Here is a 26571-nt window from a genome sequence, read left to right as displayed (position 1 = left end):
GGTGCTCGGCCGGGTGCCGCATCCCGCGGCACCCGCGCGCGGTCCGCCGGTTGCTGCGAGAATCCCACGGGGGCGTCCGCCGGGCTCCGGACCCGCACCCCTCCGACGAGGACGGCGAGGGCGTTGGGGATGCGTGGAGGGCGGGTCGCCGTGGTCGGCGGAAGCATCGCCGGGTGTGCCGCGGCACTGGCCGCGCACCGGGCCGGCGCCGGGACGGTCACGGTGTACGAGCGGGCCGCGGGCCGGCTGGCCGACCGCGGGGTGGGCCTCGCGATGCACAACGACCGCTATGCCGAACTGGAGGCCCGCGGATTCGTCGGTGCCGCCATGCCGTGGCTCCAACTGGCCAGACGCAGCTGGTACGTTCGCGACGGCTCGACGCCGATGGGGCGTCGGATCGGTGAGCTTCCGTTCCCCTTCCGGACGTACAACTGGGGTCCGCTCTGGCGTGAACTGCGCGCCCAGGTACCGGACTCGGTGGAGTTCCGTCCGGGCTCGGTGATCGACCGTCTCGAACCGGCCGCCTCGGGCGTCGAGTTGAGCACGTCCGACGGCGGCTCGGACCGGTTCGACCTCGTCGTGGGCGCGGACGGCTACCGCTCCTCGGTGCGCGCCGCGGTCTGCCCCGAGGTGCGGCCGGCCTACGCGGGGTACCTCGCCTGGCGCGGCGCCTTCCCCGTCGAACGGCTCCCCGACGCCGACCGCTGGCCGGTCGAGGACTGCGCCTTCCCGGTCTTTCCGGGCGGCCACGCGGTCATCTACCGCATCCCGGACGGCCGGGGCGGGCACCGGGTCAACTGGGTGCTGTACGCCGCGCCGCCCGCCGGCCACGGGCTGGCACTCGACTCCCCCACCAGCCTTCCGCCCGGCACCGCGACCGACGCGCTGCGCGCTCACGCGCTGGAACTCGCGGACACCCGACTACCGCCCTACTGGGGCCGGTTGGTGCGTCTGACGCCACCGGGCGACCTCTTGATCCAGCCCATCTACGACTTCACCGCGCCCCGTTACGCCACGGACCGCCTCGCGCTGGTCGGGGACGCGGCCACGGTGGCCCGGCCGCACACCGGCGCAAGCGCGGTGAAGGCGCTCCAGGACGCCACCGCCCTGGAGTCCGCCCTGGCCTCGGCCACGGACCGCTCCGACGCCCTGGCCGCCTACGACGCGGGACGCACCGAGGTCGGACGCGGCATGGTCGAGGTGGGCCGCGGCCTGGGCCTCGCCATGGTGCGGCGGACCCCGGACTGGAGCGCGATGGACCAGAGCGGCCTGGAGGAGTGGTGGCAACGGGCGGACGGGACACGGGGGTTCGGCGGCCGGAGGCTCGCCTGACTGCCCCTCACCACCGCCCTGCTCGCCATTCAGGGAACGATCACGGTCGGCTGGGCCGAGAAGTCACCCCACTTGCCGTCCGGCAGCCTGGCCCGGATCTTCACGCTGTAGCGGGTGCCGGGCGGGTCCGTCACGGTGAAGGCGTACGAGCTGAGGCCTTCGGGCGACGCGGTGCCGGGCACGATCGTGGTCGTCGGGGTGCCGTTGAGGAAGAGCTGGTAGGCGCCGATGTCCCCGCCGGTGCGCGGGGGCACCCAGTGCAGGGTGATGTCCGTACCGCTGCCGGACGCGCCCCGTGCGGCGGACGCCCGCAGTCCGGTGGGCGCGGTGCTCGGGGGCGCGCCGGGCGCGGAGGCGGTGGTGACGTCGACCGCGCCGCTGTCCGGCGAGGAGTTGTCCGCCGCGTCCCGGGCGCGCACGGTGAAGGTGTAGACGGTGCCGGGCCGCAGACCGGTGACGTGCGCCGTCGTCAGGCTGCCGCCGACGCTGTGGATCCGGGCGCCCTCCTGGTACACGTCGTACGCCGTCACCCCCACGTCGTCCGTGGCCCGGCCCCAGCTCAGGACGGCCGCGCCGGTACCGTCCGCGTGCCCGGTCAGCCGGACCGGAGCCGTCGGCGGCCGTTTGTCGTCCGGGGTCGCGGCGGGGGTGGTGACGGATGCGGGGGTGCTGGGGGCCGAGCGGTTTCCAGCGGCGTCCAGGGCTCGCACGGTGAAGTGGTAGGCGGTCGAGGCGGTGAGCCCGTCGATGTCGGTCATGTCGCGATCGGCGGGCACCGCCTTGGCCGTCGTCCCGTCCCGCAGGATCTCGTACCCGGTGACGGCCCTGTTGTCCGTGGACAGCCGCCACATGACGTGTACCGAGGTGGCGCTGCTCGCCTGCGCGGTGACCGCGCCGGGCACGGTCGGGCTCGTACGGTCCTTGTCGTCCCCGGCGCCGCACGCGACGAGCAGCAGCGCCAGGACGGCGGGAAGCAGGACGGCGGGAAGCCCGAAGCCCCCCGCGGCCCGGCGGCCGGCTCGCCCCATGGTTCGGCCGCCGGCTCGGCGGCTTGCTCCTCGGCGCACGGCGGGGCCCTCCGTCCCACGGAAAAGGTCCAGACCTGTATGACACGGTGACGCGTGCACGGCAAGAGTGCGAGCGGAGATCGTGGCCCGCGCCGATCCCGTCGGGCCGCCGCGATACGAACACCGGGGCCCCCTCCCGGACCACCCGGGCGACCGCAGGCACCCGCCCCGGAGCCCACCCGGCCCAACCAGGACGGCGACAGAACCGCCCGAACCCCACCGCACCCGCGACCGAGGTCGCCCCGCCGGCACCCGGCCCACCGATGAGTTCCGGGCGCCCGCGCGGTCTCCCCTGCATGAGCAGCCCATCCGATACCCACGCGCCCCTGCCCGACCTCGGCCCGGCCGCCGACGAACTGTGCCGTCTGCTCGGAGGTGTGCGTGATGAGCACCTCGCCGGGCCGACGCCCTGCCCGGAGTACGCGCTGCGGGATCTCCTCTCGCACGTGCTCGGGCTGAGCGTCGCCTTCCAGGACGCGGCGCACAAGAGGTCCGGTCCCACGACCGACACTCCCCCCGGCACCGTGGCGCCGCCCGAGCTGCCCGAGGACTGGCGCGCCGCGCTGCCCGAGAGCCTGGCCGCGATGGCCGCGGCCTGGCGGGAGCCGGCGGCCTGGGAGGGCGTGACCCAGGTGGGCGGCCTCACCCTCCCGGCCGCCGTCACGGGCCGCGTCGGCCTCGACGAACTGGTCGTCCACGGCTGGGACTTGGCGAGGTCCACGGGACAGGACTTCCGCGCGGCCCCGGGCGACCTGGAGATCTCCTACGCCTTCCTCGCCCCGTCGAAGGACGACCCGGCCGCCCGGGGCACGGCCTTCGGTCCCGCGGTCGACGTCCCCGACGAGGCCCCGATGCTGGACCGCCTCATCGGCATGAGCGGCCGCGACCCGGGCTGGACCGCACGGACCGCCCGCTGAGCGAACCGGCCCCCGGCCGGCCGGCCCACCCGGTGAGCAGGGCGTGCGACCGCAGCCCCCATGACCGGCTCTCCCACCCCGTGAGCGGGGTGGGCCGGCAGCCCCGTGACCGGCTAGCCCACCCAGTGCGCGGGGCGCACCAGCGACGGCGGGATCCTGGTCGTCGCGTCGCCCTTCGCCGCGTTCAGCTGGGCCTGGGTCAAGAAGAGCGCCTCGGTCAGATCGGCGCCCGACAGCCGCGCGTCGCGGAAGTCCGCGCCGATCAGATCGGCCAGGCGCAGATCCGCGCCGCGCAGATCGGCTGCGATCAGGAAGGCGCCCCGCAGGTTCGCGCCGCGCAGGTCGGCGCCCTTGAGCCGGGCACCCATGAGGTCGGCGCCCCGGCGGTCCTTCTTCCTGCCCGGGTACTCGGCCCTGACCAACTCGCTTGCCCTCAGCAGGAGTTGGTTGACCTTCTCGCGGTGGCTCGGCACATCGAGACCCGCCAGGGCCTCGGGGGCGAGCGCCGTGAACGCCTCGGTCTCCGCCAGGACGGCGCGCAGCTCCGCGTGGACGGGCCGCGCCTTCGGCAGGGCGAGCGCCTCGGTGACGTACCAGAGCAGCTCGTGGAGCTGGCGCATCACCGGGAAGACCTCGAACATCGCGGCGGCCGTCTCCGGCGCCGACCGCCAGTCGCGGCCCTGGAAGGTCTTCTGCGACACCTTCTGGCCGGCCCCGAAGCAGTCGTACACCGTGCAGCCCTGGAAGCCGCGACCCCGCAGCTCCCGGTGGATTCCGCAGCGGAAGTCCTGCTGGAGGTTGGGGCAGGGCTTGCCGGCCGGCTTGTCGATCGCGAAGTCGGCGGATGCCGAGTAGGCGAGGGAGACACAGCACAGGCCGAAGCAGCTGCCGCAGTCGGAGACGAGGGTGAGGCGGGTCGCGCCCGGGGACGGGACGGCTGCCTCGTGGTTCTCGGACAACGTGCGCTGCTCCTTCTGGCTGGCGTGCCGACCTGCGGTGACGGCGACCCGTCAGTCTAGTCGCGCAGCCGCCTGCGCGCGGGCCGGCCGGACGGGCGCGCCTCCGGACCCCCTCAACCCCCTCAACTTCCTTGTGCCGCAGGGGTGTACGGCCGCTTCCCGGTAATGGTAGGAAAGTTTCCTAACAGAACACCGGAGCGATGAACTTCCTCATGGAGGTCCAGGTGCACACCCCCCACCGCAAGGTCACCGCACGTCGTACCAAGATCGCCGTACGCGCCCTGCTCGGCACCGCACTCCTCGCGGTACCGGTCACGGCGTACGCCGCGGAGAACCCGGCCGCCCCGGCGGCGGACAATGCGTCGGTGATCAACGCCGCCGCGACCGGGCTCGACGACCCGGCGAAGAAGGACATAGCCATGCAGCTCGTCTCCAGCGCGGAGAACTCCTCGCTGGACTGGAAGGCGCAGTACAAGTACATCGAGGACATCAAGGACGGCCGGGGCTACACCGCCGGCATCATCGGCTTCTGCTCCGGCACCGGTGACATGCTCGACCTGGTCAAGCTGTACACGGCCCGCAACCCCGGCAACGTCCTCGCGAAGTACCTGCCGGCCCTGGAGAAGGTCAACGGGACCGACTCGCACAAGGGACTCGACCCGAACTTCACCAAGGACTGGAAGACCGCGGCCTCGGAGACCGAGTTCAAGCAGGCCCAGAACGACGAGCGGGACCGGGTGTACTTCGACCCGGCGGTCGGCCGGGGCAAGTCGGACGGGGTCGGCACGCTCGGCCAGTTCATCTACTACGACGCCATCGTGATGCACGGCGACGGCAGCGACCCGACCAGTTTCAGCTCCATCCGCAAGCGCGCCCTCGCCAAGGCCAAGACCCCGGCCCAGGGCGGCAACGAGACGACGTACCTCAACGCCTTCCTCGACGCCCGGGTCTGGGCGATGAAGCAGGAGGAGGCACACAGCGACACCAGCCGCGTCGACACCGAGCAGCGGGTGTTCCTGAAGAAGGGCAACCTCGATCTGAACACCCCCCTCGACTGGAAGGTGTACGGCGACCCGTACCACATCGGTTAACTCCCCCCACGTCAACACCCCCCACAAGGAAGGCGGTTACGGCGGCGCACGGCTGCCGTAACCGCCTTTCGTGTGCACGCCCGGCCCATCCAGTGGCTGAAATCGACCGAGTTCAGCCAACTCGCTTTACGGAACCTTTGCGGCCCGTATTCTCTTCTTCACCAGATCATTACAAGAACCACGATCGTCCGAGAGAGCCGCCGCATGCGCATATCAAGACCAGCCGTTCGTACTCTGCTCATCTCCGGCCTGCTCGGTGCGGTCGCCCTCACCACGGCCGGCTGCCAGGACGACTCGGCCAAGCCCGCGAAGCCCGCGGCGAGCAGCCCGGCCGCGACCCCCACGCAGTCGCCCGCGTCCTCCCCGTCGCCGTCGGCCTCTCCGAGCCCCAGCGCCAGTCCGACCCCGACCCCGACCCACAGCGCGCCGCCCGCCGCCGCCGCGAAGCCTCCGGTGCCCAAGGCCCCGCCGAAGCCCAGGATGACGGCTCCGGTCCCGCCGCCGCCGATGGACGGCGGCGGGAACAAGGGCGGCAGCGATGTGTACTACAAGAACTGCACCGCCGCCCGGGCCGCCGGGGTCACGCCGCTGCACCGCGGGGACCCCGGCTATGCCCCGCGTCTGGACCGGGACGGGGACGGCATCGCCTGCGAACGCTGAGCCTCAGGCCGCGCGCTCCTGGCTGAGCCGCCAGGTCATCCAGTCGGCGCCGTCGGCGAACTGGGCGCTGGGGAAGGCGGCCGCACCGCCGCGCACCCGGTGCAGCCGCCCCTCCCCTTCGAGCAGCGCCAGATCGCGGTAGACCGTCATCCGGCTCACCCGCAGCTCCCGGATCAGCTCGGCGACCGGGACATGGCCCTTGTACTCGACCCAGCGCGCGATACGGGCCCGGCGGACGTCGGCGGTCAGCACGACGGGCACCCGCGGCCGCGGCCGCCGAGCGCCATCCGGTTCCAGGTGTGGCGCCGGCCGCGGATCGCGACGGAGTAGGAGTAGAGCAGCTCCGGGTCGCACATGCCGGGGATGAAGGAGTCCCCGAAGTGATGGGCGTCGACCCCTATCTCCTTTGCGGTGAGGGCGAGTTGCGGCACGACGTTGGCGTGCGAGCCCTCCTGGCTGGTGCCGATGGCGCCCATCACCACCGCGCCCGCGTCCTGCACGGCCGCGACCGCCTCGGCGGCCAGTTCCCTGGTGACGCCGGGCATGGTCCCGGGCAGCGGCAGGACGACCCCGTCGGCCCCCGCCTCGACGAGCGAGGTGAGCCGGGCCGCGGTGACGCGTTCGGGGTGCCCGGCGTGGTGCATCTTGCCGCTCCACAGGGCCACGTCGTCCCCAAGTCCCTTGCGGAGCTCCGCTGTTACGCGTGCCAGGCCGTCGTAGGAACCGCCGGTGCCGGGGTTGGCGGTCAGGCACAGCATGGCCGCACCCATGTCGACGAGCCGCTTGGCGTACTCGGGCTTGGCCCGCCGGATCTCCGGTACGTCACCGGGTTCGAGGTTGACGGCGACCGGGCGCCCGATGTGCGCGGCGAGGTCGGCGATCGAGGTGAAGGTGCCGAGGCCGGGCAGCGTCAACCGGCTGCCGTCCCAAGCCCGTTCGATGAGGTTGAGGACGACGAGGTCGGCACCGAAGGCCGCGACGAGCTCCATGTTGTGGACGCCCCGGCCGTCCTCGCCCGGGATCAGCGCGGCCCGCTCGGCGAAGACCTCGGCGACCACGGTGCGGCCCTCCGCGGCCGCGACGGCGGCCGTGAGCTCGCGTCCGCGCAGCGCGGCGAGGCCCTCGCGGTCGAGGTCGAGGATGCGGGTGGCAGGCCCAACTGCCGTGTCGTTCATGGCTGCTTGTGTGGTGTCCTTCATGGCTACTTGGCCTCGGCCTTCAGGAGCTCGGCGAGCTCCTCGTCGGATTCTCGGCCCGGTGTCGGCAGGTTGAACCTGGTGATCGCGAAGCGGAAGACCACGTAGTAGAGGGCCGCGAAACAGAGGCCGACCAGGGCGAGCAGCCAGGGCTTCTGCGCGATGCCGAGGTTGAGGAAGAAGTCGATCGCGCCGGCCGAGAAGCCGAAGCCGTCCTTCATCCCGAGCGCCCAGGTCAGTGCCAGGGAGACGCCCGTCAGCAGCGCGTGGATCCCGTACAGGACCGGGGCGATGAACATGAAGCTGAACTCGATCGGCTCGGTGATGCCGGTGATGAAGGCGGTGAGCGCGAGGGAGAACATCATGCCGCCGACGACCTTGCGGCGCTCGGGGCGGGCGCAGTGGGTGATCGCGAGGCAGGCCGCCGGGAGGGCGAACATCATGATCGGGAAGAAGCCCGTCATGAACTGTCCCGCGGTCGGATCGCCCGCGAGGAAGCGCGGGATGTCACCGTGGGCGCCCTGGTAGTCGCCGGCCTGCCACCACGGGAAGGAGTTCAGGAGGTGGTGCATGCCGACCGGGATGAGCCCGCGGTTGGCGACGCCGAAGATACCGGCCCCGACCGCGCCCGAGCCGACCAGCCACTCGCCGAAGTGGTGCAGTCCGGCGCCGAGCACCGGCCAGATCAACCCGAAGGCGATGCCGATGACCAGGCCCGCGAAGGAGGACAGGATCGGCACGAGCCGGCGGCCGCCGAAGAAGCCGGCCCAGTCCGGGAGTTTGGTCCGGTAGAACTTCTGGTAGAGCAGGGCGACCACGATGCCCATCACCACACCGCCGAGGACCCCGGCGTCGACCGGTGCGTCATTCATGACGATCTTGCCGTCGACGACGGCGGCGACCTTGGGCAGCGTGCTGTCGGTGAAGGTGGCGAGGACCTTCTGGAAGACCAGGTATCCGGCGACGGCGGCCAGGCCCGTGGAGCCGTCGGCCTTCTTGGCGAAGCCGATCGCGATACCGACGCAGAACAGGAGCGCGATGTTGCTGATGATCGCGCCGCCGCCCGCGGACATATATCCGGCGATCTTGGTGACGAGGGTCGGGAAGGACTCCCTGCCGAGCATGTCGGTGTTGCCGAGGCGGACCAGAAGGGCCGCGGCCGGCATCACGGCCACCGGCAGCATCAGGCTGCGGCCGATGCGCTGGAGGACGGCCATCACCCCGGCGCCCTTTTTCTTCTTCTCGGTCGCGTCCGTCGGTGCGGCCGTACTCATCTGCTTCCTCCATGGACAGGGTGTTGCCATGGCAGGGGCGCAACATCCGAACGGGCCGCGGCCCCATGAGGGAGCTGCGGCCCTTCCGTTCTAACACCGTGACCAGCGAGAACAGGCGCTGGGCGGCCGAGCGACGACCAACGGCCCGGCAGGTGGTGCCACAGGTCCCGGAGGGTCCCGTGGCCTGCCGGGCCGAAGGGATGAGCTGCCGCGCGAGGCGCCGGTCACGGACGCGTCGCCGCGCGAAGCACCGGTCGGGCCGGTCAGTGCAGGGCGACCTCCGGTTCGGCCGCCTGGAGCGCCTCGACCTCCGTCTCCTGCCGCTGCTTGCCGAAGTGGTTGAAGGCCAGGTTGAGGACGATGGCCACCACGCAGCCGGTCGATATCCCGGAGTCGAGGACGACGAGGACCTGGTCGGGGAAGGCGTGGTAGAAGTCCGGCTTGGCGATCGGTATCAGGCCGATGCCGACGGCGGCGGCCACGATCAGCGCGTTCTCGCCCTTCTCCAGGGCCGCGGTCGACAGGGTCTGGATGCCGCTCGCGGCGACCGAGCCGAACAGGACGATGCCCGCGCCGCCGAGCACCGGCAGCGGCACGAGGGAGATGACCGAGGCCGCGACCGGGGACAGGCCGATCACGACGAGGATGAGACCGCCGGTCGCGACGACGAACCGGCTGCGCACCTTGGTCATCGCGACGAGCCCGATGTTCTGGGCGAAGGCGCTGGCCATGAACCCGTTGAAGAGGGTGCTGAGGACGGATCCGAGGGTGTCGGCGCGCAGCCCGGCGGCGATGGTCTTCTGGTCGGCCGGGCGCTCGACGATCTTTCCGAGGGCCAGCATGTCGGCGGTGGACTCCGTCATACAGACCAGCATCACGATGCACATCGAGACGATGGCGGCGACGTCGAACTGCGGGGCGCCGAAGTGGAACGGCGTCGGGAAGCCGATGACGTCCGCGTTCTTGATGGCGTCCAGGCTGGTCTTGCCCATCGGGATGGCGATGATCGAGCCGGCCACCAGACCGAGCAGGATCGCGATCTGCTGCATGAACCCGTGCAGCAGCTTGCGCAGCGCGAGCACGATGACCAGGGTGATCCCGGCGAGCGCCAGGTTGGAGAGCGAACCGTAGTCGGATGCCTTGTCGTTGCCCCCGGAAGCCCAGTTGAAGGCGACGGGAAGCAGCGAGACACCTATCAGGGTGATCACGGTGCCGGTGACGACGGGCGGGAAGAAGCGGACGAGCTTGCCGAAGTAGGGGGCGGCTATGAAGCCGAGCAGTCCGGCGACTATGACCCCGCCGAGGATGACGGGGATGGCGTCGGTGCCGTGTTCCTTGCCGATGGCGATCATCGGGCTGACCCCGGCGAACGAAACCCCGTTCACGAAGGGCAGCCTGGCGCCGATCTTCCAGATCCCGAGGGTCTGGAGGAGCGTGGCGAGACCCGCGGTGAACAGGCTCGCGGCGACCAGGAAGGCGGTCTCCTTGGTGTCGAGCCCCACGGCGGGACCGACGATCATGGGCGGGGCCACCACACCCGCGTACATCGCGGCCACGTGCTGGAGGCCGCTGGTGAACATCTTCAACGGGGGGAGCGTCTCGTCGACCGGGTGCTTCTCGCCGGTCTGGGCGGAGTTGACTGCGAAGTTGCGAAACCTGGGCTGTGCGGCCACGGCGGTTCCTCCGGTCGGTTACACGTCGGCGGTGGACGCGGGTGTCTTGGAGGTGGTGCGTTGTGGTGCGTTGAGCAGCTGGAACAGGTGGTGCGAGGCAGTACGGACAGCACGGCTCGGCTGTCGGGTGGTGCGGGGTGGCGCCGGACGGTTGGGGATGGGACCGAACGGGTGCGGGTGGTACGGGCGTTGCCGATGGCCGGGCGATTCCCGGTGCCGACGGCGAGCGCCCTCGATGGTGCCGGACGGTACGGACAGGGCGCGGGTCGCGCGTCCGGTACGACTGGCGCGGTCGGCGCGATGTGCGTCAACTCGCGGTGTGTGCGCGATGGTTGGCACGTTTCACCGTTCCGGGGGGTGCGTACGTCCTTGTAGTACGCACCCCCCGGTCCAGCTGCCGCGAACCCCGCTCGGGTTCACGGCGACCGGCCGAGGGCCGTCCCCCTCGGCCGGACTCCTTGGGGTCAGGCCTGCGCGGCGATCCGGGCGAGGCGCTGGGCCTCTTCGCGGGTCGCCACCGCGATGGCGTCCTCGTCGACCGTGGTGAGACGGCTGTTCTCGACGATCTGCTTGCCGTTCACGAACGAGGCGGTGACCGGGGCCGCCGCGCCGAAGACGAGCGCGGTGACCGGGTCGGCGATGGAGGCGTGGGCGAGGGTGTCCAGCTTCCACAGCACGAAGTCGGCGAGCTTGCCCGCTTCGAGGGAGCCGATCTGGTCGGCGCGGCCGAGCACCTGGGCGCCGCCGTAGGTGCCGAGGCGCAGGGCCTGGCGGGCGTTGAGCGCGGACTCGCGGTGCTGGGCGTTGAGGCGGTTGATGAGGAGCGCGTTGCGTAGCTCGGTGTGCAGCTCGCCCGACTCGTTGGAGGCGGTGCCGTCCACACCGAGGCCGACCGGGACGCCGGCCTTCAGCATGTCCGGGACGCGGGCGATGCCGGCGGCGAGGCGCGCGTTGGAGGACGGGCAGTGGGCGACGCCGGTGCCGGTGCGGGCGAAGGCGGCGATGTCGGAGTCGTTCATGTGGACGCAGTGCGCCATCCACACGTCGCTGCCGAGCCAGCCGGTCGACTCGAAGTAGTCGGTCGGGCCCATGCCGAACAGCTCCTTGCAGAACTGCTCCTCCTCCACGGTCTCCGAGCCGTGGGTGTGCAGCCGTACGCCCTTGGCGCGGGCCAACTCGGCGCCCTGCTTCATGAGTTCGGTGGAGACCGAGAAGGGCGAGCAGGGCGCGACGGCGACCTGGGTCATCGAGCCGAAGGAGGCGTCGTGGAAGCGGTCGACGGTCTCGGCGGTCGCGGCGAGCGCTCCGTCGAGGGTCTCGACGGCGAAGTCCGGCGGCAGGCCGCCGTCCTTCACACTGCGGTCCATGGAGCCGCGGGCCAGGGTGAAGCGCACGCCCATCTCGGAGGCCGCGCCGATGATCGCGCCGGACAGGTCGCCGGAGTTCCGCGGGTAGACGTAGTGGTGGTCCATCGCGGTGGTGACACCACCGCGGGCCATCATCGCGAGCGAGCCCTGGGCGGCGACGCGGCCCATCTGCTCGTCGATGCGCGCCCACGTCGGGTAGAGGGCGACCAGCCAGTTGAAGAGGTTGTGGTCGGTGGCCAGACCACGCGTGATCCACTGGTAGAAGTGGTGGTGCGTGTTGACCAGGCCGGGGGTGACCAGGTGCCCGGTGCCGTCGATGCGGCGGACCACGTTCTCCAGGCCCTTCGGGGCCTGGCCGGCTCCGATCGACTCGATCTTGTTGTCGGCGACGACGAGGTAGCCGGAGGCGTACTCGGTGTCATTCGCGTCCACGGTGGCGATCGCACAGTTCTCGATGACGATGCGCTGGGGGGCTGCCGAAGGTGCCATGGTGCTTCCTTCTTGGTTCAGTGGCGGCTGTGATGGGGGCACCCCCTGCTCCTTGAGAGCTTGGGGGCGGGCACGGCAGGACCCTACGAGGATTTGAGTGCCGGGACCGCGACGCGGCTCCGGGTGCCGAGATGGTGGAAGAAAAGGTTGAGCAGGACCGCGGTGAGCGCTCCCGCGCTGATGCCGGACCCGAGCACGGTCTGTGCCCAGGCGGGGAAACCGGCGTAGAAGGTGGGCGCGGCGAGCGGGATGATGCCCGCCCCGAGTGCCACCGCCACCAGGATGATGTTGGAGCTGTCGTCGAGCCCGGCCTCGGAGAGGGTACGGATACCACTCACCGCGATCGAGCCGAACAGGACGATTCCGGCGCCGCCGAGGACGGGCATCGGGACCAGGGAGACGACCGCGCCGAGCACCGGGAAGGCGCCGAGCACGAGCAGGGCGCAGCCCGCGACGGCGACAACGTACCTGCTGCGTACGCGAGTCAGCGAGACCACGCCCACGTTCTGGGCGAACGCGCTGGTGGGGAAGCCGCCGAAGACGGGGCCGAGAAGGGTGGCGATGCCGTCGGTGCGCAGGCCGCGGGCGATGGTGCGCCCGTCGGTGCGGCGCTCGCAGATCTCGCCGATGGCGAGCATGCCGGCGCTGGACTCGGTCATCAGGACCAGCATCACGATGCAGAGCGACAGGACGGCGGCCGGGTGGAACTCGGGGGCGCCGAAGGAGAAGGGCGTCGGCAGGGCCGCGACGGGCGCGGACTTCATCGCCGCGAAGTCGGCCATGCCGAACGGGATCGCGGCGAGGGTACCGATCAACAGACCTAGCAACAAGGCGACTTGGCGCAGGAAACCGCGACCGAAGCGCTGGAAGAGCAGGATGACGACGAGCGTGAAGGCGGCGAGCGCCAGGTTCTTCATGGATCCGAAGTCGGTGGCGGTCTTGTCGCCGCCCTGGGCCCAGGAGACGGGTACGGGCATCAGCGTGACGCCGATGAGCGTGATCACGACACCGGTCACCAGCGGCGGGAAGAAGCGCAGCAGCCGGCCGAAGAAGGGGCCGACCAGGAGGCAGAAGACTCCGGCGACCATCACCGCGCCGTAGATGGCGGGGAGTTGATGGCCCTTGGCGCTGGTCTCGGCTATCGCGAGCATGGGCGCGATGCCGGCCGACGAGGCGGCGTTGACGAACGGCAGCCGGTTTCCGGCGAAGTTCGCGAGGCCGATGGTCTGCAGGACGGTGGCGAGCCCGGCGATGAGCAGGCTGGCCGCGATCAGACGGGTCTGTCCCGCGGTGTCCAGGCCGACGGCCTGGCCGATGATGAGCGGAGGGGTGACGACGCCCGCATACATGGCGGCGATGTGCTGGAGCGCGGCGGGGACGAGCCGCGCGGCAGGAAGCTTTTCGTCCACCGGGTGCACGGCACCTTCAGGTGGGGTGGGACATGGGCCGTCGGCTGGTGCCGGCCCCATTGCAGGCTGTGCCATGAGATTCCCTCCGGTCTGGCCGGCCCCCGCCCGACTGCGGGCGGGCGGGGGCCGGCTCAGTGCCGCGTCAGAGGTTGGTCATGTCGACCGGGATCTGCGGCTCGACGCCGTCGCGCAGGACGGTCGCCTCGATCAGACCGTACGGACGGTCGGCCGCGAAGTAGACCTCGTTGTCGTTCTTGAGCCCGAACGGTTCGAGGTCCACCAGGAAGTGGTGCTTGTTCGGCAGCGAGAAGCGAACCTCGTCGATCTCGGACCGGTTGTTGATGATGCGCGAACCCATCTGGTACAGGGTCTGCTGGAGCGAGAGCGAGTACGTCTCGGCGAAGGCCTGGAGCATGTGCTTGCGCACCTGCTCGTAGGACTTCTCCCAGTTGGGCGCCTTCTGCTCGTCGTCGCTCCAGTTGAAGCGCCAGCGGGCGGACACCTGGGTCGCCAGGATGCGGTCGTACGCCTCCTGGAGCGTCGTGTACTTGTCCTTGACGTAACCCCAGAACTCGGAGTTCGTCGAGTTCATCACGACCAGGTCCTTGAGGCCCGAGATGACCTCCCACTTCTCACCGTCGTAGGTGATCTGGGTGACCCGGGTCTCCTGGCCCTTGCGGACGAAGGAGTGCTTGACGTCGTCGGAGCCGATGAACTTCGAGTTGGCCTCGGAGGTCGCGATGCGCTCCCAGGAGTACTCCTCGATGCGGATGCGCGCGACCTTGATCGGCTCCTGCGAGGTCACGAAGTGCCGCGCGAGGTGGATGCCGAACTGCTCGGCGGACTCTATGCCGTACTCCTTGGCGAACGCGTACACCGTGTTCTTGGTGGTGTCCGTCGGAAGCACGTTGGCGTTCGAGCCGGAGTAGTGCACGTCCTCCATGTCGCCGGACAGGGCGACCGAGACGTTCAGGTCCTTGATGTGGTGCGTGTCGCCGTCCCGCGTGATCTTGACGACGCGGTTCTCTGCTTTGCCGTACTGGTTCTGGCCGAGAATCGTGGGCATGTCTGCTAGCTCCCTCGGTAAACGGAGTAGCCGAACGGGTTGAGCAGCAGCGGTACGTGATAGTGCTCGCCCGGGGTGACGGCGAAAGTGATCGCCACCTCCGGGAAGAACGCACCGCTGTCCCTTACGCGGGGGGCGTCCTGCTGCGCCTCGGCTTGCTTCTTGTTGAAGTACTGCTCGACCTCGAAGTCGAGTCGCACGTGGGTGGTGCCTTCCGGCAGGGCCGGCAGGTCCTTGCAGCGCCCGTCCGCGTCGGTCGCGGAGCCGCCGAGTGCGGTCCACTCGGCGTCGGAGCCCGAGCGGGCCGCGAGCTTGATGGCGACGCCCTCGGCGGGGCGTCCGATGCTGGTGTCCAGGATGTGCGTGGACACCGAGGCGGTGGTCGCGGTGCTCATCAGTCCTTGTCCTCTTCTACAAGACGGGTCAGCCGGATTCGGTTGATCTTCCCGAGTTCGGTGCGCACGATCTCGCGCTCCTCCTCGGCGGTGTTGCCGATCCGGGTCCTGACCGCATCGCGCATCTGCTCGCCGGTGGCACCGGTCGCGCAGATCAGGAAGACATGACCGAACTTCTCCTGGTAGTCCAGGTTCAGTTCGAGCAGCTCGGCCTTGAGAGCCTCGGAGGCCCCGGCCATTCCGCGCTGTTCCCGTGCGGAGGTGGGGTCACCGGGCTTCGGCCGGCCGATCGGCGGGTGCCCGGCCATCGCCTCTTCCAGGTCCTCCGCGGTCAGCTCGGCCAAAGCGGCGTCACTGGCGTTGAAGAGGTCCTCCGCGGTGGCGTACGGGCGCTGGGCGAGCAGCTTGCTCCCCCACGCCGAACTGGCGCACACCTCGTGGAGCGCGGCGAGGGCCGCACTGTCCTGTGAGGTGTTGAACCGGGCGAGGCCCGGTGTCGAAGTCGAAGTCACGGCGGCCTCCGTGGCCTTGGTGCTGAACGGGCTGCGGATAGCTAACGCCCTCCGAAACATCCCGTCAACACTTTGTTGAAAACTTGGGGTTACAAAAACCGCCGCCCGGTGTCCGGACGGCGGTTCGTTGCGTTCGAGGGGTGCCCGAGCGGGTACCGAGCGTGCTCGTTCAGTCGCCCTTGACGGTGTTTTCCCTGTTCAGGTCCCTGTTCAGGTAGTTGTACACGGTGAACCGGCTGACCCCGAGGGCCGAGGCGACCGTCTCCACTCCGTGTCGCACGGAGAAGGCACCCCGCGCTTCCAGGGTCCGTACGGCCGACTGCTTGGCCTTGCGGTCGAGGGAGGCGAGCGGCATCCCGTGCCGGCGCTCCATGGCGGCCAGGATGTGGTCCAGGGAGTCGGAGAGCTGCGGCAGGCGCACCGCCACCACGTCCTCGCCCTCCCAGGCGAGCACCACGTCGTCGGGGGCGGCGTGCCCCGGCGCCAGGATCTCGGCGCCCATGGCGTCGACGAGCGGCTTGACCGCCTGGATCAGCGGGTGCTCGGCGGGAGCGGCACCCCGAGGGGGCTCGGCGGCGTCGGCGGGGTCGGCGCTCCGGGGAGGCTCGGCGGGTTCGGCCGGAGCGACGGGAGCAGCGGCTTCGGCCGGAGCGGCGGGAGCGGTGGGATCGGTCACTTCTCGTCCTCCCCGATCACATTGACCTGGAGCGAGACCCGGGTGGCACCGGCGGCCAGCGCGCTGCGCAGCAGCTCGTCCACGGCGCTCAGCACCTCGTCGGCACCGCCTTCCGCGGTGTTGCCGAAGGGGCCGACGTCGACCGCGTCGAGCCGGGCCGCCTGGATCACATCGCGGGCGACCACGGCATGCGGCGGCGCCTCGTCGAGATCGAAGGGCTCGGTCGTGAACTCCACTCTCAATCGCACGCGCTCAACCTACTGCGAGCAGGACGAAATCCGGGAGGCCCCCTTGACAAGCCAGCCCGTCCCCCTGCAACCTTCCATCAAGCAGAAAACAACTTCCGCAATACGGAAGGAGCGCACACCCCTCATGGGATACACGGACCAGCGCTTCGATGTGAACCTCTCGATCCTCTTCACGGAACTCCCGCTCCTGGAGCGTCCCGCGGCCGCGGCCGCGGCGGGCTTCACGGCGGTCGAGCTGTGGTGGCCCTGGATCGAGACCCCCACCCCCGCCCAGGCCGAGCTCGACGCCCTCAAGAAGGCGCTCGACGAGGCCGGCACCCAGCTGGTGGGACTCAACTTCTACGCCGGCGCCCTGCCGGGGCCCGACCGCGGCGCGCTGTCGATTCCCGGTGCGGAGTCGGACCGCTTCCGCGCCAACATCGAGGTGGCGGCCGACTTCGCCGCCTCCGTCGGCTGCAAGGCGCTCAACGCGCTCTACGGCAACCGCGTCGAAGGCACGGACCCGCAGGCGCAGGACGCCCTCGCCCTGGAGAACCTCGTCCTGGCGGCCCGCGCGGCCGACCGGGTCGGCGCGATCCTCCTGGTCGAGACCCTGAACAAGCCGGAGTCGCCGCTCTACCCGCTGGTGAGCGCCCCGTCCGCGATCGAGGTCGTGGACAAGGTCAACGCCGCGACGGGTCTGGGCAACGCCAAGTTCCTCCTCGACATCTACCACCTGTCGATGAACGGTGAGAACGTCGCCGAGGTCATCGAGGCGTACGCCGACAAGACCGGCCACGTGCAGATCGCCGACAACCCGGGGCGTGGCGCGCCGGGCACCGGCTCGCTGCCCCTCGAAGAGCTGCTCGACCAGCTCAAGAAGGCCGGCTACGACGGCTGGGTGGGCCTGGAGTACAAGGCCGCCGACGCCGCCGCGTCCTTCGAGTGGCTCCCCGCCGAGGCCCGCGCGGCCCGCTGAGGCCGCCCGCCGGGCTTCAACTTCTCGACGCACCACAGCTTTTAGGAAGGCAGCACCCTCATGAGCAACCTCCCCAAGATCGCATGGGTCGGCCTCGGGATCATGGGCTCCCCCATGTCCGAGAACCTGATCAAGGCCGGCTACTCGGTCACCGGCTTCACCCTGGAGCAGGACAAGCTGGACCGCCTCTCGGCGGCCGGCGGCACCGCGGCCGGCTCGATCGCCGAGGCGGTCGAGGACGCCGACGTGATCATCACGATGGTTCCGGCGTCCCCGCAGGTGGAGGCCATCGCGTACGGTGAGGCCGGCATCCTGGCCAACGCGAAGAAGGGCGCGCTGATCGTCGACATGTCGTCGATCACCCCGCAGACCTCGGTCGACCTCGCGAAGAACGCCGCGGAGAAGGGCCTGCGCGTCCTGGACGCCCCCGTCTCCGGTGGCGAGGCCGGTGCCATCGAGGCCGTCCTGTCGATCATGGTGGGTGGCGAGCAGGCCGACTTCGACGCCGCGCTGCCGATCCTGGAAGCCCTCGGCAAGACCATCGTCCTGTGCGGTCCGCACGGCTCCGGCCAGACGGTGAAGGCCGCCAACCAGCTCATCGTCGCGGTCAACATCCAGGCCTGCGCCGAGGCCGTCGTCTTCCTGGAGAAGTCCGGCGTGAACCTCGCCGCCGCGCTGGACGTCCTCAACGGTGGTCTGGCCGGCTCGACCGTGCTGACCCGCAAGAAGGACAACTTCCTGAACCGGGACTTCAAGCCCGGCTTCCGGATCGACCTGCACCACAAGGACATGGGCATCGTCACCGACGCCGCCCGCAACGTGGGTGCCGCCCTTCCGGTCGGCGCGGTCGTCGCCCAGCTGGTCGCCTCGCTGCGCGCCCAGGGCGACGGCGGTCTGGACCACTCCGCCCTCCTCCGTGCCGTCGAGCGCCTCTCGGGCTCGCAGGTCTGACCCCGACGGGTCCCCCAGATTTCCGGGCGGCGGCGGCGCTGACACCTGTCCTGTCGCGCCCAGGCGCCGCTGCCGCCCGGAAGCTCACACTTCATTTTCAACAAACTGTTGACGTTCTGTTCCGGGCGAATTTACGCTCACGGAACCGCGGAACAGTCAGCGGTGCAGCTCCAGTACGGAAGGTCACGATGTCGAAGCGCGTGCTTACGACCGAGTCCGGCGCCCCCGTCGCCGACAACCAGAACTCCGCCACCGCCGGCGTCGGTGGCCCCATCCTGCTTCAGGACCAGCACCTCCTGGAGAAGCTCGCGCGCTTCAACCGTGAGCGCATTCCGGAGCGTGTCGTGCACGCCCGCGGCTCCGGCGCGTACGGCTACTTCGAGGTGACCGACGACGTCACCGGCTTCACGAAGGCCAACTTCCTCGGCGAGGTGGGCAAGCGCACGGAGACGTTCATCCGCTTCTCCACCGTGGCCGACTCGCTCGGCGGCGCGGACGCGGTCCGCGACCCGCGCGGCTTCGCGCTGAAGTTCTACACCGAAGAGGGCAACTACGACCTCGTCGGCAACAACACCCCGGTGTTCTTCATCAAGGACCCGATCAAGTTCCCCGACTTCATCCACTCCCAGAAGCGCGACCCCTTCACGGGCAAGCAGGAGCCGGACAACGTCTGGGACTTCTGGGCGCACGCCCCCGAGGCCACCCACCAGGTCACCTGGCTCATGGGCGACCGCGGCATCCCGGCCTCGTACCGTCACATGAACGGCTACGGCTCGCACACCTACCAGTGGACGAACGCGCAGGGCGAGGCCTTCTTCGTCAAGTACCACTTCAAGACGAACCAGGGCGTCCGCAGCCTGTCCTCCGAGCAGGCCGCCGAGCAGGTCGGCAAGGACGCGAACAGCCACCAGACGGACCTGCTGCAGGCCATCGAGCGCGGTGTGAACCCGTCCTGGACGCTGTACGTCCAGATCATGCCCGCCGCCGAGGCCGCGGACTACCGCTTCAACCCGTTCGACCTCACCAAGGTGTGGCCGCACAGCGACTACCCGCTCCAGCGCGTGGGCCGTCTGGTCCTCGACCGCAACCCGGACAACGTGTTCCAGGAGGTCGAGCAGGCAGCCTTCTCCCCGAACAACTTCGTCCCCGGCATCGGCCCGTCGCCCGACAAGATGCTCCAGGGCCGCCTGTTCGCCTACGCGGACGCGCACCGCTACCGCCTGGGCGTCAACCACACCCAGCTGCCGGTCAACTCCGCGAAGGCGGCCGAGGTCGACAACTACGGCCGTGACGGCCTGATGGCGACCCGCAACGGCCGCCGCACGGACAAGAACTACGAGCCCAACTCGTACTCGGGTCCGGCCCAGACGGACGCCGCCCTGTCGGCCCCGCTGGCCATCCACGGCTACACGGGCACGCACGCCGCCCCGGCCCACGTGAAGGACGACGACTTCTTCCAGGCCGGCGAGCTCTACCGTCTGATGTCGGACGACGAGAAGGCGCGCCTGATCGCGAACATCGCCGGCGGCCTGTCGCAGGTCTCCCGCGACGACGTCATCGAGAAGAACCTGGCCCACTTCCACGCCGCGGACGCCGAGTACGGCAAGCGCGTCGAGGAGGCCGTCCGCGCCCTGCGCGAGGACTAGCCGGCCGGTTCAACCTCCAGACCGTGCAAGGAATTTGACGGGAGGTCAGATTCTTTGCACAGTCCGGTCCGCCGACCCGGATGAGGGGTGGTCGGCGGATATGGACACCCTGAGGATCGCGGCGGTACGGCGATGCCAGTGCGGTGGTCAAGGTGTGTGCGTCCCCCTTCCTGACCTGAAGGAGGGGACCCGTCGCCCACGCCAATCGCCCGCCGCCGCGATCCCAGAACCTCCCCCCAAGACTCCGCCCGGCGGTGCGAACGTCCTGTCGCGCCAGCCTCGTTCCGCCGGGCGGTAACAACTCCACAGCCAGGACGCTGGGTTCGGTTTACGGTCCCGAATCGAGCGCCCGATGATCAAGGCCCTACCTGCATGTTCAGGTAGGGCCTTGATCGTTTTCCGGGTGCGGTCCGCCGCTCCGCGCGCCCGGCACCCCCGTCACCACTTCGAGGTATTCCGCCGTGTGCCGGGCCTCCCCCGCCGTGTCCGCCGGACAGGCTGGTCCCGGGCGCACCCACCGTGCCGCCCGTACCGACCGCACTCGGAGGGACCTTGAGGATCGAGACAGCCAGGCGCCTCGCCGTGCCGCTGGCCTGGAGCCTGGGGGCGGCCCTGGCGGCTCCGCCGCCGGGCCCGCCGCCGCCCAGCCGCACCTCGCGCCGGGCCACGCCGCCGCCAAGCGCGTGGTGCTGACGAACGCCGACGACGGGCGGACCGTGACCCCGGCCGTCGGTGACGACGTGGATGCCGTCGAGTCCGGCCCTACGTAGCCAGATAGCGAGGTCTTGCAGGTCTGTGGCCCGGCTGAGGATGCTGCCGTCGACGCGCACGCGCCTGGCCCCTTCCTCGTCGGGCGGGTAGACGACGATGATCCGGCGGTCGGCCATGCCTCCAGGGTGCGGCAGCGTTCTCACTCCAGCCAGCCGAGCGCGGCGGCGAGCCGACAGAACTGGCACGCCTCGACGCCCTCACCTAGGGCCCGTAGTGCCTGGTCGCGGGTGAGGGGTTTGGTGCGGCCAGCGGTGCCGCCCATGCGGCAGCCGCCGACGTGCACGGTGACGGGCGTCCCGGTGAGGGACATCTCTACGGCCCAGTCCGGGACGGGCGGGGGTGTCCGGCGGGTCTCGGCGGCTTTCCGCTCCTCTTCCTGCTTGATCCAGGTGTCGACCCTGGCCAGCTCCTGGAGCAGGAAGCGGCGCAGAAAGTGAAGCTGGTCGAGACGAGATGTTTGTTCGGACACCTGTTCGAGTCTATGGGGCTTCGGGCTGCTCCTCGATGCCTGCCGAGTGTCCTGCGGCCTGGGCTGGTTTGCGTGGCCGACGATCCGTCTTCAGGTAACGTCGTCGGATCTTGGCGTGACAGGCACAGGCAACCACGCTGCCGCCTCGTCGTTCCAGCGCAGGTGGTGACCCCACAGCTCCGGTCGGGTCACGTCCAAATCGATCAATGCCAGCCGCGCCTCATCGCCGAGATCCGCACTCACCTCAATCGTTGTCGTGCGGGTGCGATGCGTGAGGACCAAATTGTCGCCCTCGATGTTCCTTCGCCGTGGGCGCCGCCTGACCCGCACGTTCGTTCCGAGGCGTTGCCCAAGGCTGGTCGCGAATGCCGTCACGAACGGGCTGGCCGCAGCCACGACGAGCAGGGTTTCGTACGACATCGCGGTCGGCGCAGGACGGGACCGCACTGCGGCTCGCGCGTCGCGCTGTCGCGTCCTCTGCCGAGCGAGCAGCACCAGGATCGACACTAGGACGAGCGCTATCAGGCCTAACCAGGCATACGGCGAGTTCCACATGAACGTCATTACAACCCGGGCCTCTATGCAGCGGTAGAGCCCTAACGGCGGTGCCACCATGCACAATGAGCCATGACCACCACGCTCGTCTCGGCCGCCGCACGCTCGACCGCCGCCCCGCAGACCGCCCGCCGGATCCCGCTCGCCGCCCGGGCCGCAGCCCAGCACGCCGGACGCATCTCCGCCGCCCTCGACCGCGTCACCGCGACCGCCGACAATGTGCCGTCCGCGTCCGCGTTCCAGTCCTCGCTCTAGGCCGCCCCGGCAGCGCCCTGCGCCCGTACCGCCGCCGCCCACTCGACAAGCAGCCGCTCGTACTCCGCGCGCTCGGCATCCGTCCACGCACCACGCGCGGCAAGCTTCCGCATCTCATCGTTGATCACCGATGCGGGGCGCGCGGAGCCACGGTCGGCAGCACTCGGGGGCATAGGCCAAGGCTACCGAGCAGCCCCCGCCCACCACCGCCTAGGATCCGGCCATGACGATTCGCGCAGTGGTATTCGACGTCGGTGAGTGCCTCGTAGACGAGACCCGCGAGTACGGCACCTGGGCCGACTGGCTCGGCGTACCCCGCCACACCTTCGCCGCCATGTTCGGCGCCGTCATCGCCCAAGGACGCGACTACCGCGACGTGTTCCAGGAGTTCCAGCCCGGCTTCGACCTGCACGAGCAGCGCCAGGCGCGCGCCGATGCAGGCCAACCCGAGCACTTCGACGAGAGCGACCTATACCCCGACGTCCGGCCCGCGCTTGCGCAACTCCGGGCTGACGGACTGTGGCTCGGCATCGCCGGAAACCAGACGGTGCGCGCGGGCGGCATCCTGCGCGAGCTGTTCACCGACGACGTCGACCTGATCGGCACCTCAGACGACTGGGGAGCCAGCAAACCCGACCCGCTGTTCTTCGAGCGGGTCGCCGAAGTCGTACCGTTCGCCACCGACGAGATCCTGTACGTCGGCGACCGCGTCGACAACGACCTACGCCCCGGCGCACAGGCCGGCATGCACACCGCACTCATTCATCGCGGCCCGTGGGCCACGATCCAATGGAACACCGAGGACGCGAAGAGCCTGCCGACGATGCGCGTCGACAGGCTCACCGAACTCCCCGAGCTGATCGCGAAGTTCAACGCGACAGAGCGCTGACTGTCGTCGTCCATCCGTACAGCTTGTCGTCGAGGTCGCGGACACACTGTTCGTGCTGGTGCGGCGCCAGCGTGCGCCGCACCTCACGGATCCGGTCCATGCCGGTCGCGTACCAGGTGACTGCCAACTGATCGAGCGCCAGGCCTGCGTACCGGCACGCCTCCTCGGGTCGGCCGGCCGCTGCCTCCACTGCCGCAAGGTCGCCGAGGATCACCGTGCGCTGCTTGTCAGACTCAGGCGGCAGGTCGTCCAGGACACGGGTCAATGTCTCCCGCGCCTGCGGCAGGTGCCCAGCCTTCAACTGGGTGTTGCCCTTGAACGCGGCAAGACGCGCCGCGCTGAACCAGTCCAGCCATTCCGGCGACGTGTGCTCCGATCCGGCTGCGAGTACGTCCTCGCCGTGGCCGATGAGGTGCAGTGCGGTGCGAGTGTTGCCGCGCCGGGTCTCGCACTCCGCCTCGACGGCGTCCAGCCAGGCGAGGAGTTCCGCGCTGGCCGGGCCGCGCCGCGCGTACGTCCTCGCCGCGATCATCCGCTCGACGGCTTTCTCGCGCTCGCCTGCCCATCCGGGGATGAATGCGGTGTGGGCGAGCACGGCCGCACCGAGGAGCGGGTCATCGGCCTCGCCCGCCGCCTGGAGGGCGCGCAGGAGGGTGGAGTCGGCGGCATCGGGTTCACGCAGGTCGAAGAATTCGACGCGGCCAGCGAGGAGGTAGCTCTCGGCGAGCGCTACGGCGACTGCCTTGCGGGTTTCTCCTGCCGTCTCGGCGAGCAGGGCGCAGCCGAGGCGGGCGTGAGCGAGTACGGATGGGTGCAGTTCAGCAGGGGCGACGGACCAGTACATACGGCGGTGCGACCGAGTGACGGCGGCGAAGTCGGCTGCGACGGTGGCGGGTTGCATGGTCGCCTGTGCTTGGGCGGGCACGGTGGCGAGGCCGAGTGCGGCGATCGCCCCGCCGACGACGATGCGTCGTGAGGGATCGGGGCGCGCTTCATCGCGTCCGTCTGGCGGAGTGAAGCCGAGTGCCTGCATGTCCTGGCCGAGGAGGCGCGTGAGGGCGCGTTGACAATCGGGTTGCGGCCAGGGCGGGTTGGTCGACTCCCAGCGTCGCAACTGGCGGGTGCCCACCGACAGGCCGAGCTTAGTGAGGGCATCGGCGAGGGCCTGCTGTGAGTGGTAGCCAGCCGCCACGCGGGCGGCTCGCAAGCGTGTGGTGCCGGCGGAGCGCGGCACGGTACACCTCCGGTGCGTTGGTGCTCTCAGTGTCGTCACAGGTCCGCTTGATGGCTAGGTCTCACCCGGATGAGTTCAAGGAAGCCCGCTTTGATGACAATGAAAGCCCCCTAAAAGTCCTCGTGTTGACTCGCAACCAGGCCCACTCTGGTCTCCCACCCAGACAGGGGACGAAGCGAGGAGCCAAACCGATGGACACCATCCCACCAGGGCCGCCCGCCGTAGGAGGGTGTGCGCTCCATGACGCAGGAGTCGACTGGGACGCGATCCGCGTGCCCCGCGTCCTCGGCCTCACCGCTCTCGACATCCTCGGACCCCGATCCGGCGCCGTCATCGACGACGGGCACGGCCTGTACTGGTTCCTCCCGCCCGGCGCGGGCGACGACTGGGACGGCCAGAGCACCAGGCTCTTGGCGCGCGGCAGTTCGCTCACTATTCCGCCCGCCCGCCGGACCCAGGGGCCCGGCCCCTACTGGCGGATCTGCCCAGGTGACACGAACTGGCACACCGAGCCTGCGGCACTGTGCGCGGCTATCGAGGACGCCCTTGACGCCGGTGTTCCGACTACGAGCGCGGGACAGGAGCCATCGTGAGCACCACTCTCGACGAAGCGCAGAGAGAGGCCGTCGCCGCATGGCTGGCCGCGAGCCTCAACACCCCTACTAACGCGCACCGCCAGTGGGCACAGACGACGGTCGCCGGCCTCGCTCTCGGCCGCCGGTTCGGCGCCGTGCGGCTGTCGGACGCCCTGGTGTACGCGGTGGCGAGCAGCGGGCCCGCGATGACGACGGCATCCGCCGTATTGGGCGCCCTGAGCGGCCCGGTGATCCATGCCCCGCACAGCCGCCGCTTCTACGCCTTGGTTCCCGCCTCTCCGCCCGGGCACGTCCTCGGCCCGCACGCCGAATACCTGGGCCTCGGTTGCTTCCTCGGCGTGCCCCGGGTGGGCGACGACCAGCCCGATGAGCTCGCGAGCTACTGGTTCGTCCCGGTGACCAAGCCGGGTGCTCTATGTGATCCGAACCGCGTGCTCGATCTGGTCGAGACGGGCACCGCCGTGCTTAGCAGGGTGGGCGAGTCGTGAGCCAGACACAAGCCCCCAACGCCTCCTACGTCACCCCGGAGTGCCGCGAGGCCCGCAATCTCTACTGGCGCGGCGGACATCTGCTCTGCCCCGGCCCAGTCGAGGTACGGCAACCGCCGAATGCCGTGGCCACAGAGGTGCTGCGCTGCGCCTGTTCCTGCCACGACGCCAACCACTGACTCCCCGCCCCGGCCGAGACTCCCTGGCAGGACCGCAGCCGGGACGGGGCCAAGCACCTCCCCTCAACCAACGGAGGCACCACGTGCACCAGTTGACAGCACGAACCCTTCTGTCCGACGCCCAGTTCAACGACGTCCGAGCGACGATCCTCGACAACAACCCGGGCATGGAGCCCGACCTTGCGTCCCGCATCCTCACCGACGCGCTAGCGTTCGTCGCGGTGGCAGCCGCACGCGGCGGCCGCGGCCTGGTCCCGAGTCGCGTCGTCGACGAGGGCTGGCATGCCCTGATCCTGCACACCGGCCTCTACCAGAACCTGTGTGCCCGACTGGGTGGATTCGTCCACCACGCCCCTGAGCGCCCCGACCCGGGCCGTTTCGACTCGGCCGTACTGGCGCGGACTATCGCCGCGATCGAGAGCGCCGGGTACAGCGTGGACGTCGATCTGTGGGGGTCGCCCGATGCCGAGCTCATCTCGGTGGCTGCCAAGTGTCAGCACTCTGACGACGGCGGTCCGATCGTCATCATCCCCAAGCCCAAGGGCTGACGCCCCCTACTCTGTGGGCCAGGAGGTAGGCATGGAAAACCAGGAGTGGACGGATCCTCGGTACGCCGAGCTCGTCGAGGACTGGCGACGCGCCCAGCCGTATCGCCGTCCGGCCAGAAGCTGGCGGCGAACGCAGGACGAAGAGCCGAGTCCGGTACGGGGCTTCCTCGTGCCACGGTCTGAAGCCTGACGCACATCGGCCCCGGCCATCAGTGCTCCCCCGCGGTGGTGGCCGGGGCTTTCTACTGCCTGACGAGGTCCGCGAGGGGCACGCCGATCGCGTCGGCGATGAGGACAAGGCTGTCGAGCACGGGGCTTACGTGGCCCTGCTCGATGCGGTTGTACGCGGCCCGGTCGATGCCGGCTCGCTCGCCGACCTCCTGTTGAGTCAGGTTCGCGTGCAGGCGAGCAGCGCGGATGCGGGCGCCCACGGCCCGGCGGCGGGTGAGGACCCAGTCGGGCGGAGCGGAGCGCACGGGTCCATGATCGAAAGTATGTAGGGTAAAACCTACATTGCGTGATCAAGTCAAGAGGCGGGTATCAGCCACAGATTCCCCGCCCCACAGAGCGGCCCTCCTAGTCCTGCCCCCCAGGCGAACGGGAGAGGCCGGCAGTGCCCCCGCCAGCCGGTGGGGGCACTGCCATGTTCCCGTTGCGCGAACAGGCCGATTTGCACTCACCCCAAGGGGCGCCCGCCCGGC

General features: G+C 70.1%; 31 protein-coding genes. 13 read left to right on the top strand and 18 right to left on the bottom strand.

Annotation, left to right across the window (positions count from 1 at the left end):
- Nucleotides 1-129: 129 nt before the first annotated feature.
- A complete protein-coding gene (locus ACFYNP_RS04370; protein WP_388782515.1) occupies nucleotides 130-1332 on the top strand; it encodes an FAD-dependent monooxygenase in 1203 nt (400 codons plus the stop codon).
- Between the two features lie 29 nt (nucleotides 1333-1361).
- Here ACFYNP_RS04370 and ACFYNP_RS04365 read toward each other — a convergent pair whose 3' ends face one another.
- A complete protein-coding gene (locus tag ACFYNP_RS04365) occupies nucleotides 1362-2360 on the bottom strand; it encodes a fibronectin type III domain-containing protein (RefSeq protein ID WP_388782513.1) in 999 nt (332 codons plus the stop codon).
- 335 nt (nucleotides 2361-2695) lie between these two features.
- Between ACFYNP_RS04365 and ACFYNP_RS04360 the strand changes: the two genes are divergently transcribed.
- On the top strand, nucleotides 2696-3316 hold the full coding sequence (locus ACFYNP_RS04360; protein WP_388403655.1) for a TIGR03086 family metal-binding protein: 621 nt from the start codon (nucleotides 2696-2698) through the stop codon (nucleotides 3314-3316).
- 113 nt (nucleotides 3317-3429) lie between these two features.
- Here ACFYNP_RS04360 and ACFYNP_RS04355 read toward each other — a convergent pair whose 3' ends face one another.
- Nucleotides 3430-4275: a pentapeptide repeat-containing protein gene (locus ACFYNP_RS04355; RefSeq protein WP_388782511.1), complete on the bottom strand. Its 846-nt coding sequence runs from the start codon at nucleotides 4273-4275 to the stop codon at nucleotides 3430-3432.
- A 200-nt stretch (nucleotides 4276-4475) separates the two neighbouring features.
- Here ACFYNP_RS04355 and ACFYNP_RS04350 point away from each other — a divergent pair, with 200 nt between their 5' ends.
- Both ACFYNP_RS04350 and ACFYNP_RS04345 read left to right on the top strand, forming a co-directional pair.
- Nucleotides 4476-5366 (top strand): chitosanase, encoded by an 891-nt coding sequence (locus ACFYNP_RS04350; protein ID WP_388782509.1) that lies wholly within the window; start codon nucleotides 4476-4478, stop codon nucleotides 5364-5366.
- Nucleotides 5367-5570: 204 nt separating this feature from the next.
- A complete protein-coding gene (locus ACFYNP_RS04345; protein WP_388782506.1) occupies nucleotides 5571-6026 on the top strand; it encodes an excalibur calcium-binding domain-containing protein in 456 nt (151 codons plus the stop codon).
- Between the two features lie 3 nt (nucleotides 6027-6029).
- On the opposite strand, the gene ACFYNP_RS04340 is transcribed toward ACFYNP_RS04345, so the two are convergent.
- From ACFYNP_RS04340 to ACFYNP_RS04290, 11 genes are all read right to left on the bottom strand, one after another.
- A complete protein-coding gene (locus tag ACFYNP_RS04340) occupies nucleotides 6030-6278 on the bottom strand; it encodes a DeoR family transcriptional regulator (RefSeq protein WP_388403642.1) in 249 nt (82 codons plus the stop codon).
- Nucleotides 6272-7201 carry a hypothetical protein gene (locus tag ACFYNP_RS04335; protein ID WP_388782503.1) on the bottom strand — a complete coding sequence of 310 codons (930 nt, stop codon included), beginning with the start codon at nucleotides 7199-7201 and terminating at the stop codon, nucleotides 6272-6274. The genes ACFYNP_RS04340 and ACFYNP_RS04335 overlap by 7 nt, the downstream gene beginning before the upstream one ends.
- Nucleotides 7202-7227: 26 nt before the next feature.
- Entirely contained in the window at nucleotides 7228-8496 is a 1269-nt protein-coding gene (locus tag ACFYNP_RS04330; protein WP_388782500.1) for a PTS transporter subunit EIIC, read from the bottom strand.
- A 263-nt stretch (nucleotides 8497-8759) separates the two neighbouring features.
- Complete coding sequence (locus tag ACFYNP_RS04325; RefSeq protein WP_388782497.1) at nucleotides 8760-10169, bottom strand: nucleobase:cation symporter-2 family protein; 1410 nt, start codon at nucleotides 10167-10169, stop codon at nucleotides 8760-8762.
- 464 nt (nucleotides 10170-10633) lie between these two features.
- Nucleotides 10634-12025 (bottom strand): 8-oxoguanine deaminase, encoded by a 1392-nt coding sequence (locus ACFYNP_RS04320; RefSeq protein WP_388782495.1) that lies wholly within the window; start codon nucleotides 12023-12025, stop codon nucleotides 10634-10636.
- An 83-nt stretch (nucleotides 12026-12108) separates the two neighbouring features.
- Nucleotides 12109-13509 (bottom strand): nucleobase:cation symporter-2 family protein, encoded by a 1401-nt coding sequence (locus ACFYNP_RS04315; protein WP_388403627.1) that lies wholly within the window; start codon nucleotides 13507-13509, stop codon nucleotides 12109-12111.
- Nucleotides 13510-13576: 67 nt separating this feature from the next.
- Nucleotides 13577-14500 (bottom strand): factor-independent urate hydroxylase, encoded by a 924-nt coding sequence (gene pucL, locus ACFYNP_RS04310; protein ID WP_100579974.1) that lies wholly within the window; start codon nucleotides 14498-14500, stop codon nucleotides 13577-13579.
- Nucleotides 14501-14505: 5 nt separating this feature from the next.
- On the bottom strand, nucleotides 14506-14895 hold the full coding sequence (gene uraH / locus ACFYNP_RS04305) for a hydroxyisourate hydrolase (protein WP_388403624.1): 390 nt from the start codon (nucleotides 14893-14895) through the stop codon (nucleotides 14506-14508).
- Nucleotides 14895-15407 (bottom strand): 2-oxo-4-hydroxy-4-carboxy-5-ureidoimidazoline decarboxylase, encoded by a 513-nt coding sequence (gene uraD / locus ACFYNP_RS04300; protein ID WP_388403621.1) that lies wholly within the window; start codon nucleotides 15405-15407, stop codon nucleotides 14895-14897. Before uraD ends, uraH begins: the two co-directional genes overlap by 1 nt.
- Nucleotides 15408-15576: 169 nt before the next feature.
- Entirely contained in the window at nucleotides 15577-15909 is a 333-nt protein-coding gene (locus ACFYNP_RS04295; RefSeq protein WP_388405163.1) for a helix-turn-helix domain-containing protein, read from the bottom strand.
- Nucleotides 15910-16079: 170 nt separating this feature from the next.
- The gene (locus ACFYNP_RS04290) at nucleotides 16080-16331 is read right to left on the bottom strand and encodes a hypothetical protein (RefSeq protein WP_388403618.1); all 252 of its coding nucleotides are present in this window, start codon (nucleotides 16329-16331) and stop codon (nucleotides 16080-16082) included.
- A gap of 124 nt (nucleotides 16332-16455) precedes the next feature.
- On the opposite strand from ACFYNP_RS04290, the gene ACFYNP_RS04285 reads away from it, so the two are divergent.
- From ACFYNP_RS04285 to ACFYNP_RS04275, 3 genes are all read left to right on the top strand, one after another.
- Nucleotides 16456-17289, top strand: coding sequence for a TIM barrel protein (locus ACFYNP_RS04285; RefSeq protein ID WP_388403615.1), 834 nt, complete (start codon nucleotides 16456-16458; stop codon nucleotides 17287-17289).
- A gap of 60 nt (nucleotides 17290-17349) precedes the next feature.
- The gene (locus ACFYNP_RS04280; protein WP_100579969.1) at nucleotides 17350-18240 is read left to right on the top strand and encodes a 2-hydroxy-3-oxopropionate reductase; all 891 of its coding nucleotides are present in this window, start codon (nucleotides 17350-17352) and stop codon (nucleotides 18238-18240) included.
- Nucleotides 18241-18428: 188 nt separating this feature from the next.
- On the top strand, nucleotides 18429-19886 hold the full coding sequence (locus ACFYNP_RS04275; protein ID WP_388403612.1) for a catalase: 1458 nt from the start codon (nucleotides 18429-18431) through the stop codon (nucleotides 19884-19886).
- A gap of 356 nt (nucleotides 19887-20242) precedes the next feature.
- Here ACFYNP_RS04275 and ACFYNP_RS04270 read toward each other — a convergent pair whose 3' ends face one another.
- The 3 genes from ACFYNP_RS04270 to ACFYNP_RS04260 all read right to left on the bottom strand — a co-directional run bounded on the left by ACFYNP_RS04270 (nucleotide 20243) and on the right by ACFYNP_RS04260 (nucleotide 21681).
- Nucleotides 20243-20773 carry a hypothetical protein gene (locus tag ACFYNP_RS04270; protein ID WP_388782493.1) on the bottom strand — a complete coding sequence of 177 codons (531 nt, stop codon included), beginning with the start codon at nucleotides 20771-20773 and terminating at the stop codon, nucleotides 20243-20245.
- 23 nt (nucleotides 20774-20796) lie between these two features.
- Entirely contained in the window at nucleotides 20797-21126 is a 330-nt protein-coding gene (locus tag ACFYNP_RS04265; protein ID WP_388782490.1) for a DUF6233 domain-containing protein, read from the bottom strand.
- Between the two features lie 90 nt (nucleotides 21127-21216).
- Nucleotides 21217-21681 (bottom strand): hypothetical protein, encoded by a 465-nt coding sequence (locus ACFYNP_RS04260; protein WP_388782487.1) that lies wholly within the window; start codon nucleotides 21679-21681, stop codon nucleotides 21217-21219.
- A gap of 72 nt (nucleotides 21682-21753) precedes the next feature.
- Between ACFYNP_RS04260 and ACFYNP_RS04255 the strand changes: the two genes are divergently transcribed.
- Nucleotides 21754-21936, top strand: coding sequence for a hypothetical protein (locus ACFYNP_RS04255; protein WP_388782486.1), 183 nt, complete (start codon nucleotides 21754-21756; stop codon nucleotides 21934-21936).
- Between the two features lie 223 nt (nucleotides 21937-22159).
- The gene (locus ACFYNP_RS04250; protein ID WP_388782483.1) at nucleotides 22160-22825 is read left to right on the top strand and encodes an HAD family hydrolase; all 666 of its coding nucleotides are present in this window, start codon (nucleotides 22160-22162) and stop codon (nucleotides 22823-22825) included.
- Here ACFYNP_RS04250 and ACFYNP_RS04245 read toward each other — a convergent pair.
- A complete protein-coding gene (locus ACFYNP_RS04245) occupies nucleotides 22806-24059 on the bottom strand; it encodes a transcriptional regulator (protein ID WP_388782480.1) in 1254 nt (417 codons plus the stop codon). The genes ACFYNP_RS04250 and ACFYNP_RS04245 overlap by 20 nt on opposite strands.
- Nucleotides 24060-24250: 191 nt before the next feature.
- On the opposite strand from ACFYNP_RS04245, the gene ACFYNP_RS04240 reads away from it, so the two are divergent.
- The 4 genes from ACFYNP_RS04240 (at nucleotide 24251) to ACFYNP_RS04225 (ending at nucleotide 25870) form a co-directional block, all read left to right on the top strand.
- Nucleotides 24251-24652, top strand: coding sequence for a hypothetical protein (locus ACFYNP_RS04240; RefSeq protein ID WP_388782479.1), 402 nt, complete (start codon nucleotides 24251-24253; stop codon nucleotides 24650-24652).
- Nucleotides 24649-25143, top strand: a complete 495-nt coding sequence (locus tag ACFYNP_RS04235; RefSeq protein ID WP_388782476.1) for a hypothetical protein — start codon at nucleotides 24649-24651, stop codon at nucleotides 25141-25143. Before ACFYNP_RS04240 ends, ACFYNP_RS04235 begins: the two co-directional genes overlap by 4 nt.
- Nucleotides 25140-25322 carry a hypothetical protein gene (locus ACFYNP_RS04230; protein WP_388782474.1) on the top strand — a complete coding sequence of 61 codons (183 nt, stop codon included), beginning with the start codon at nucleotides 25140-25142 and terminating at the stop codon, nucleotides 25320-25322. The genes ACFYNP_RS04235 and ACFYNP_RS04230 overlap by 4 nt, the downstream gene beginning before the upstream one ends.
- Before the next feature lie 83 nt (nucleotides 25323-25405).
- Entirely contained in the window at nucleotides 25406-25870 is a 465-nt protein-coding gene (locus ACFYNP_RS04225; RefSeq protein WP_388782471.1) for a hypothetical protein, read from the top strand.
- A gap of 242 nt (nucleotides 25871-26112) precedes the next feature.
- Here the strand turns inward: ACFYNP_RS04225 and ACFYNP_RS04220 are convergent, their stop codons facing one another.
- Nucleotides 26113-26346 (bottom strand): helix-turn-helix domain-containing protein, encoded by a 234-nt coding sequence (locus ACFYNP_RS04220; protein ID WP_388782469.1) that lies wholly within the window; start codon nucleotides 26344-26346, stop codon nucleotides 26113-26115.
- Nucleotides 26347-26571: the final 225 nt, after the last annotated feature.

Origin of the sequence: Streptomyces sp. NPDC006691, from assembly GCF_042869955.1 — a bacterium.
GTDB lineage: Bacteria > Actinomycetota > Actinomycetes > Streptomycetales > Streptomycetaceae > Streptomyces.
This window is presented reverse-complemented; position numbering and strand designations above follow the sequence as displayed.

Coding starts and splice junctions, on each gene's coding strand:
- ACFYNP_RS04280 (WP_100579969.1), top strand. CDS start 17,350: ATGAGCAACCTCCCCAAGATCGCATGGGTCGGCCTCGGGATCATGGGC.
- ACFYNP_RS04315 (WP_388403627.1), bottom strand. CDS start 13,509: ATGGCACAGCCTGCAATGGGGCCGGCACCAGCCGACGGCCCATGTCCC.
- uraH (WP_388403624.1), bottom strand. CDS start 14,895: ATGAGCACCGCGACCACCGCCTCGGTGTCCACGCACATCCTGGACACC.
- ACFYNP_RS04370 (WP_388782515.1), top strand. CDS start 130: ATGCGTGGAGGGCGGGTCGCCGTGGTCGGCGGAAGCATCGCCGGGTGT.
- ACFYNP_RS04295 (WP_388405163.1), bottom strand. CDS start 15,909: ATGGGCGCCGAGATCCTGGCGCCGGGGCACGCCGCCCCCGACGACGTG.
- ACFYNP_RS04250 (WP_388782483.1), top strand. CDS start 22,160: ATGACGATTCGCGCAGTGGTATTCGACGTCGGTGAGTGCCTCGTAGAC.
- ACFYNP_RS04255 (WP_388782486.1), top strand. CDS start 21,754: ATGACCACCACGCTCGTCTCGGCCGCCGCACGCTCGACCGCCGCCCCG.
- ACFYNP_RS04335 (WP_388782503.1), bottom strand. CDS start 7,201: ATGAACGACACGGCAGTTGGGCCTGCCACCCGCATCCTCGACCTCGAC.
- ACFYNP_RS04360 (WP_388403655.1), top strand. CDS start 2,696: ATGAGCAGCCCATCCGATACCCACGCGCCCCTGCCCGACCTCGGCCCG.
- ACFYNP_RS04350 (WP_388782509.1), top strand. CDS start 4,476: ATGAACTTCCTCATGGAGGTCCAGGTGCACACCCCCCACCGCAAGGTC.
- ACFYNP_RS04260 (WP_388782487.1), bottom strand. CDS start 21,681: ATGTGGAACTCGCCGTATGCCTGGTTAGGCCTGATAGCGCTCGTCCTA.
- ACFYNP_RS04365 (WP_388782513.1), bottom strand. CDS start 2,360: ATGGGGCGAGCCGGCCGCCGGGCCGCGGGGGGCTTCGGGCTTCCCGCC.
- pucL (WP_100579974.1), bottom strand. CDS start 14,500: ATGCCCACGATTCTCGGCCAGAACCAGTACGGCAAAGCAGAGAACCGC.
- ACFYNP_RS04330 (WP_388782500.1), bottom strand. CDS start 8,496: ATGAGTACGGCCGCACCGACGGACGCGACCGAGAAGAAGAAAAAGGGC.
- ACFYNP_RS04320 (WP_388782495.1), bottom strand. CDS start 12,025: ATGGCACCTTCGGCAGCCCCCCAGCGCATCGTCATCGAGAACTGTGCG.
- ACFYNP_RS04285 (WP_388403615.1), top strand. CDS start 16,456: ATGGGATACACGGACCAGCGCTTCGATGTGAACCTCTCGATCCTCTTC.
- ACFYNP_RS04345 (WP_388782506.1), top strand. CDS start 5,571: ATGCGCATATCAAGACCAGCCGTTCGTACTCTGCTCATCTCCGGCCTG.
- ACFYNP_RS04275 (WP_388403612.1), top strand. CDS start 18,429: ATGTCGAAGCGCGTGCTTACGACCGAGTCCGGCGCCCCCGTCGCCGAC.
- ACFYNP_RS04240 (WP_388782479.1), top strand. CDS start 24,251: ATGGACACCATCCCACCAGGGCCGCCCGCCGTAGGAGGGTGTGCGCTC.
- ACFYNP_RS04270 (WP_388782493.1), bottom strand. CDS start 20,773: ATGGCCGACCGCCGGATCATCGTCGTCTACCCGCCCGACGAGGAAGGG.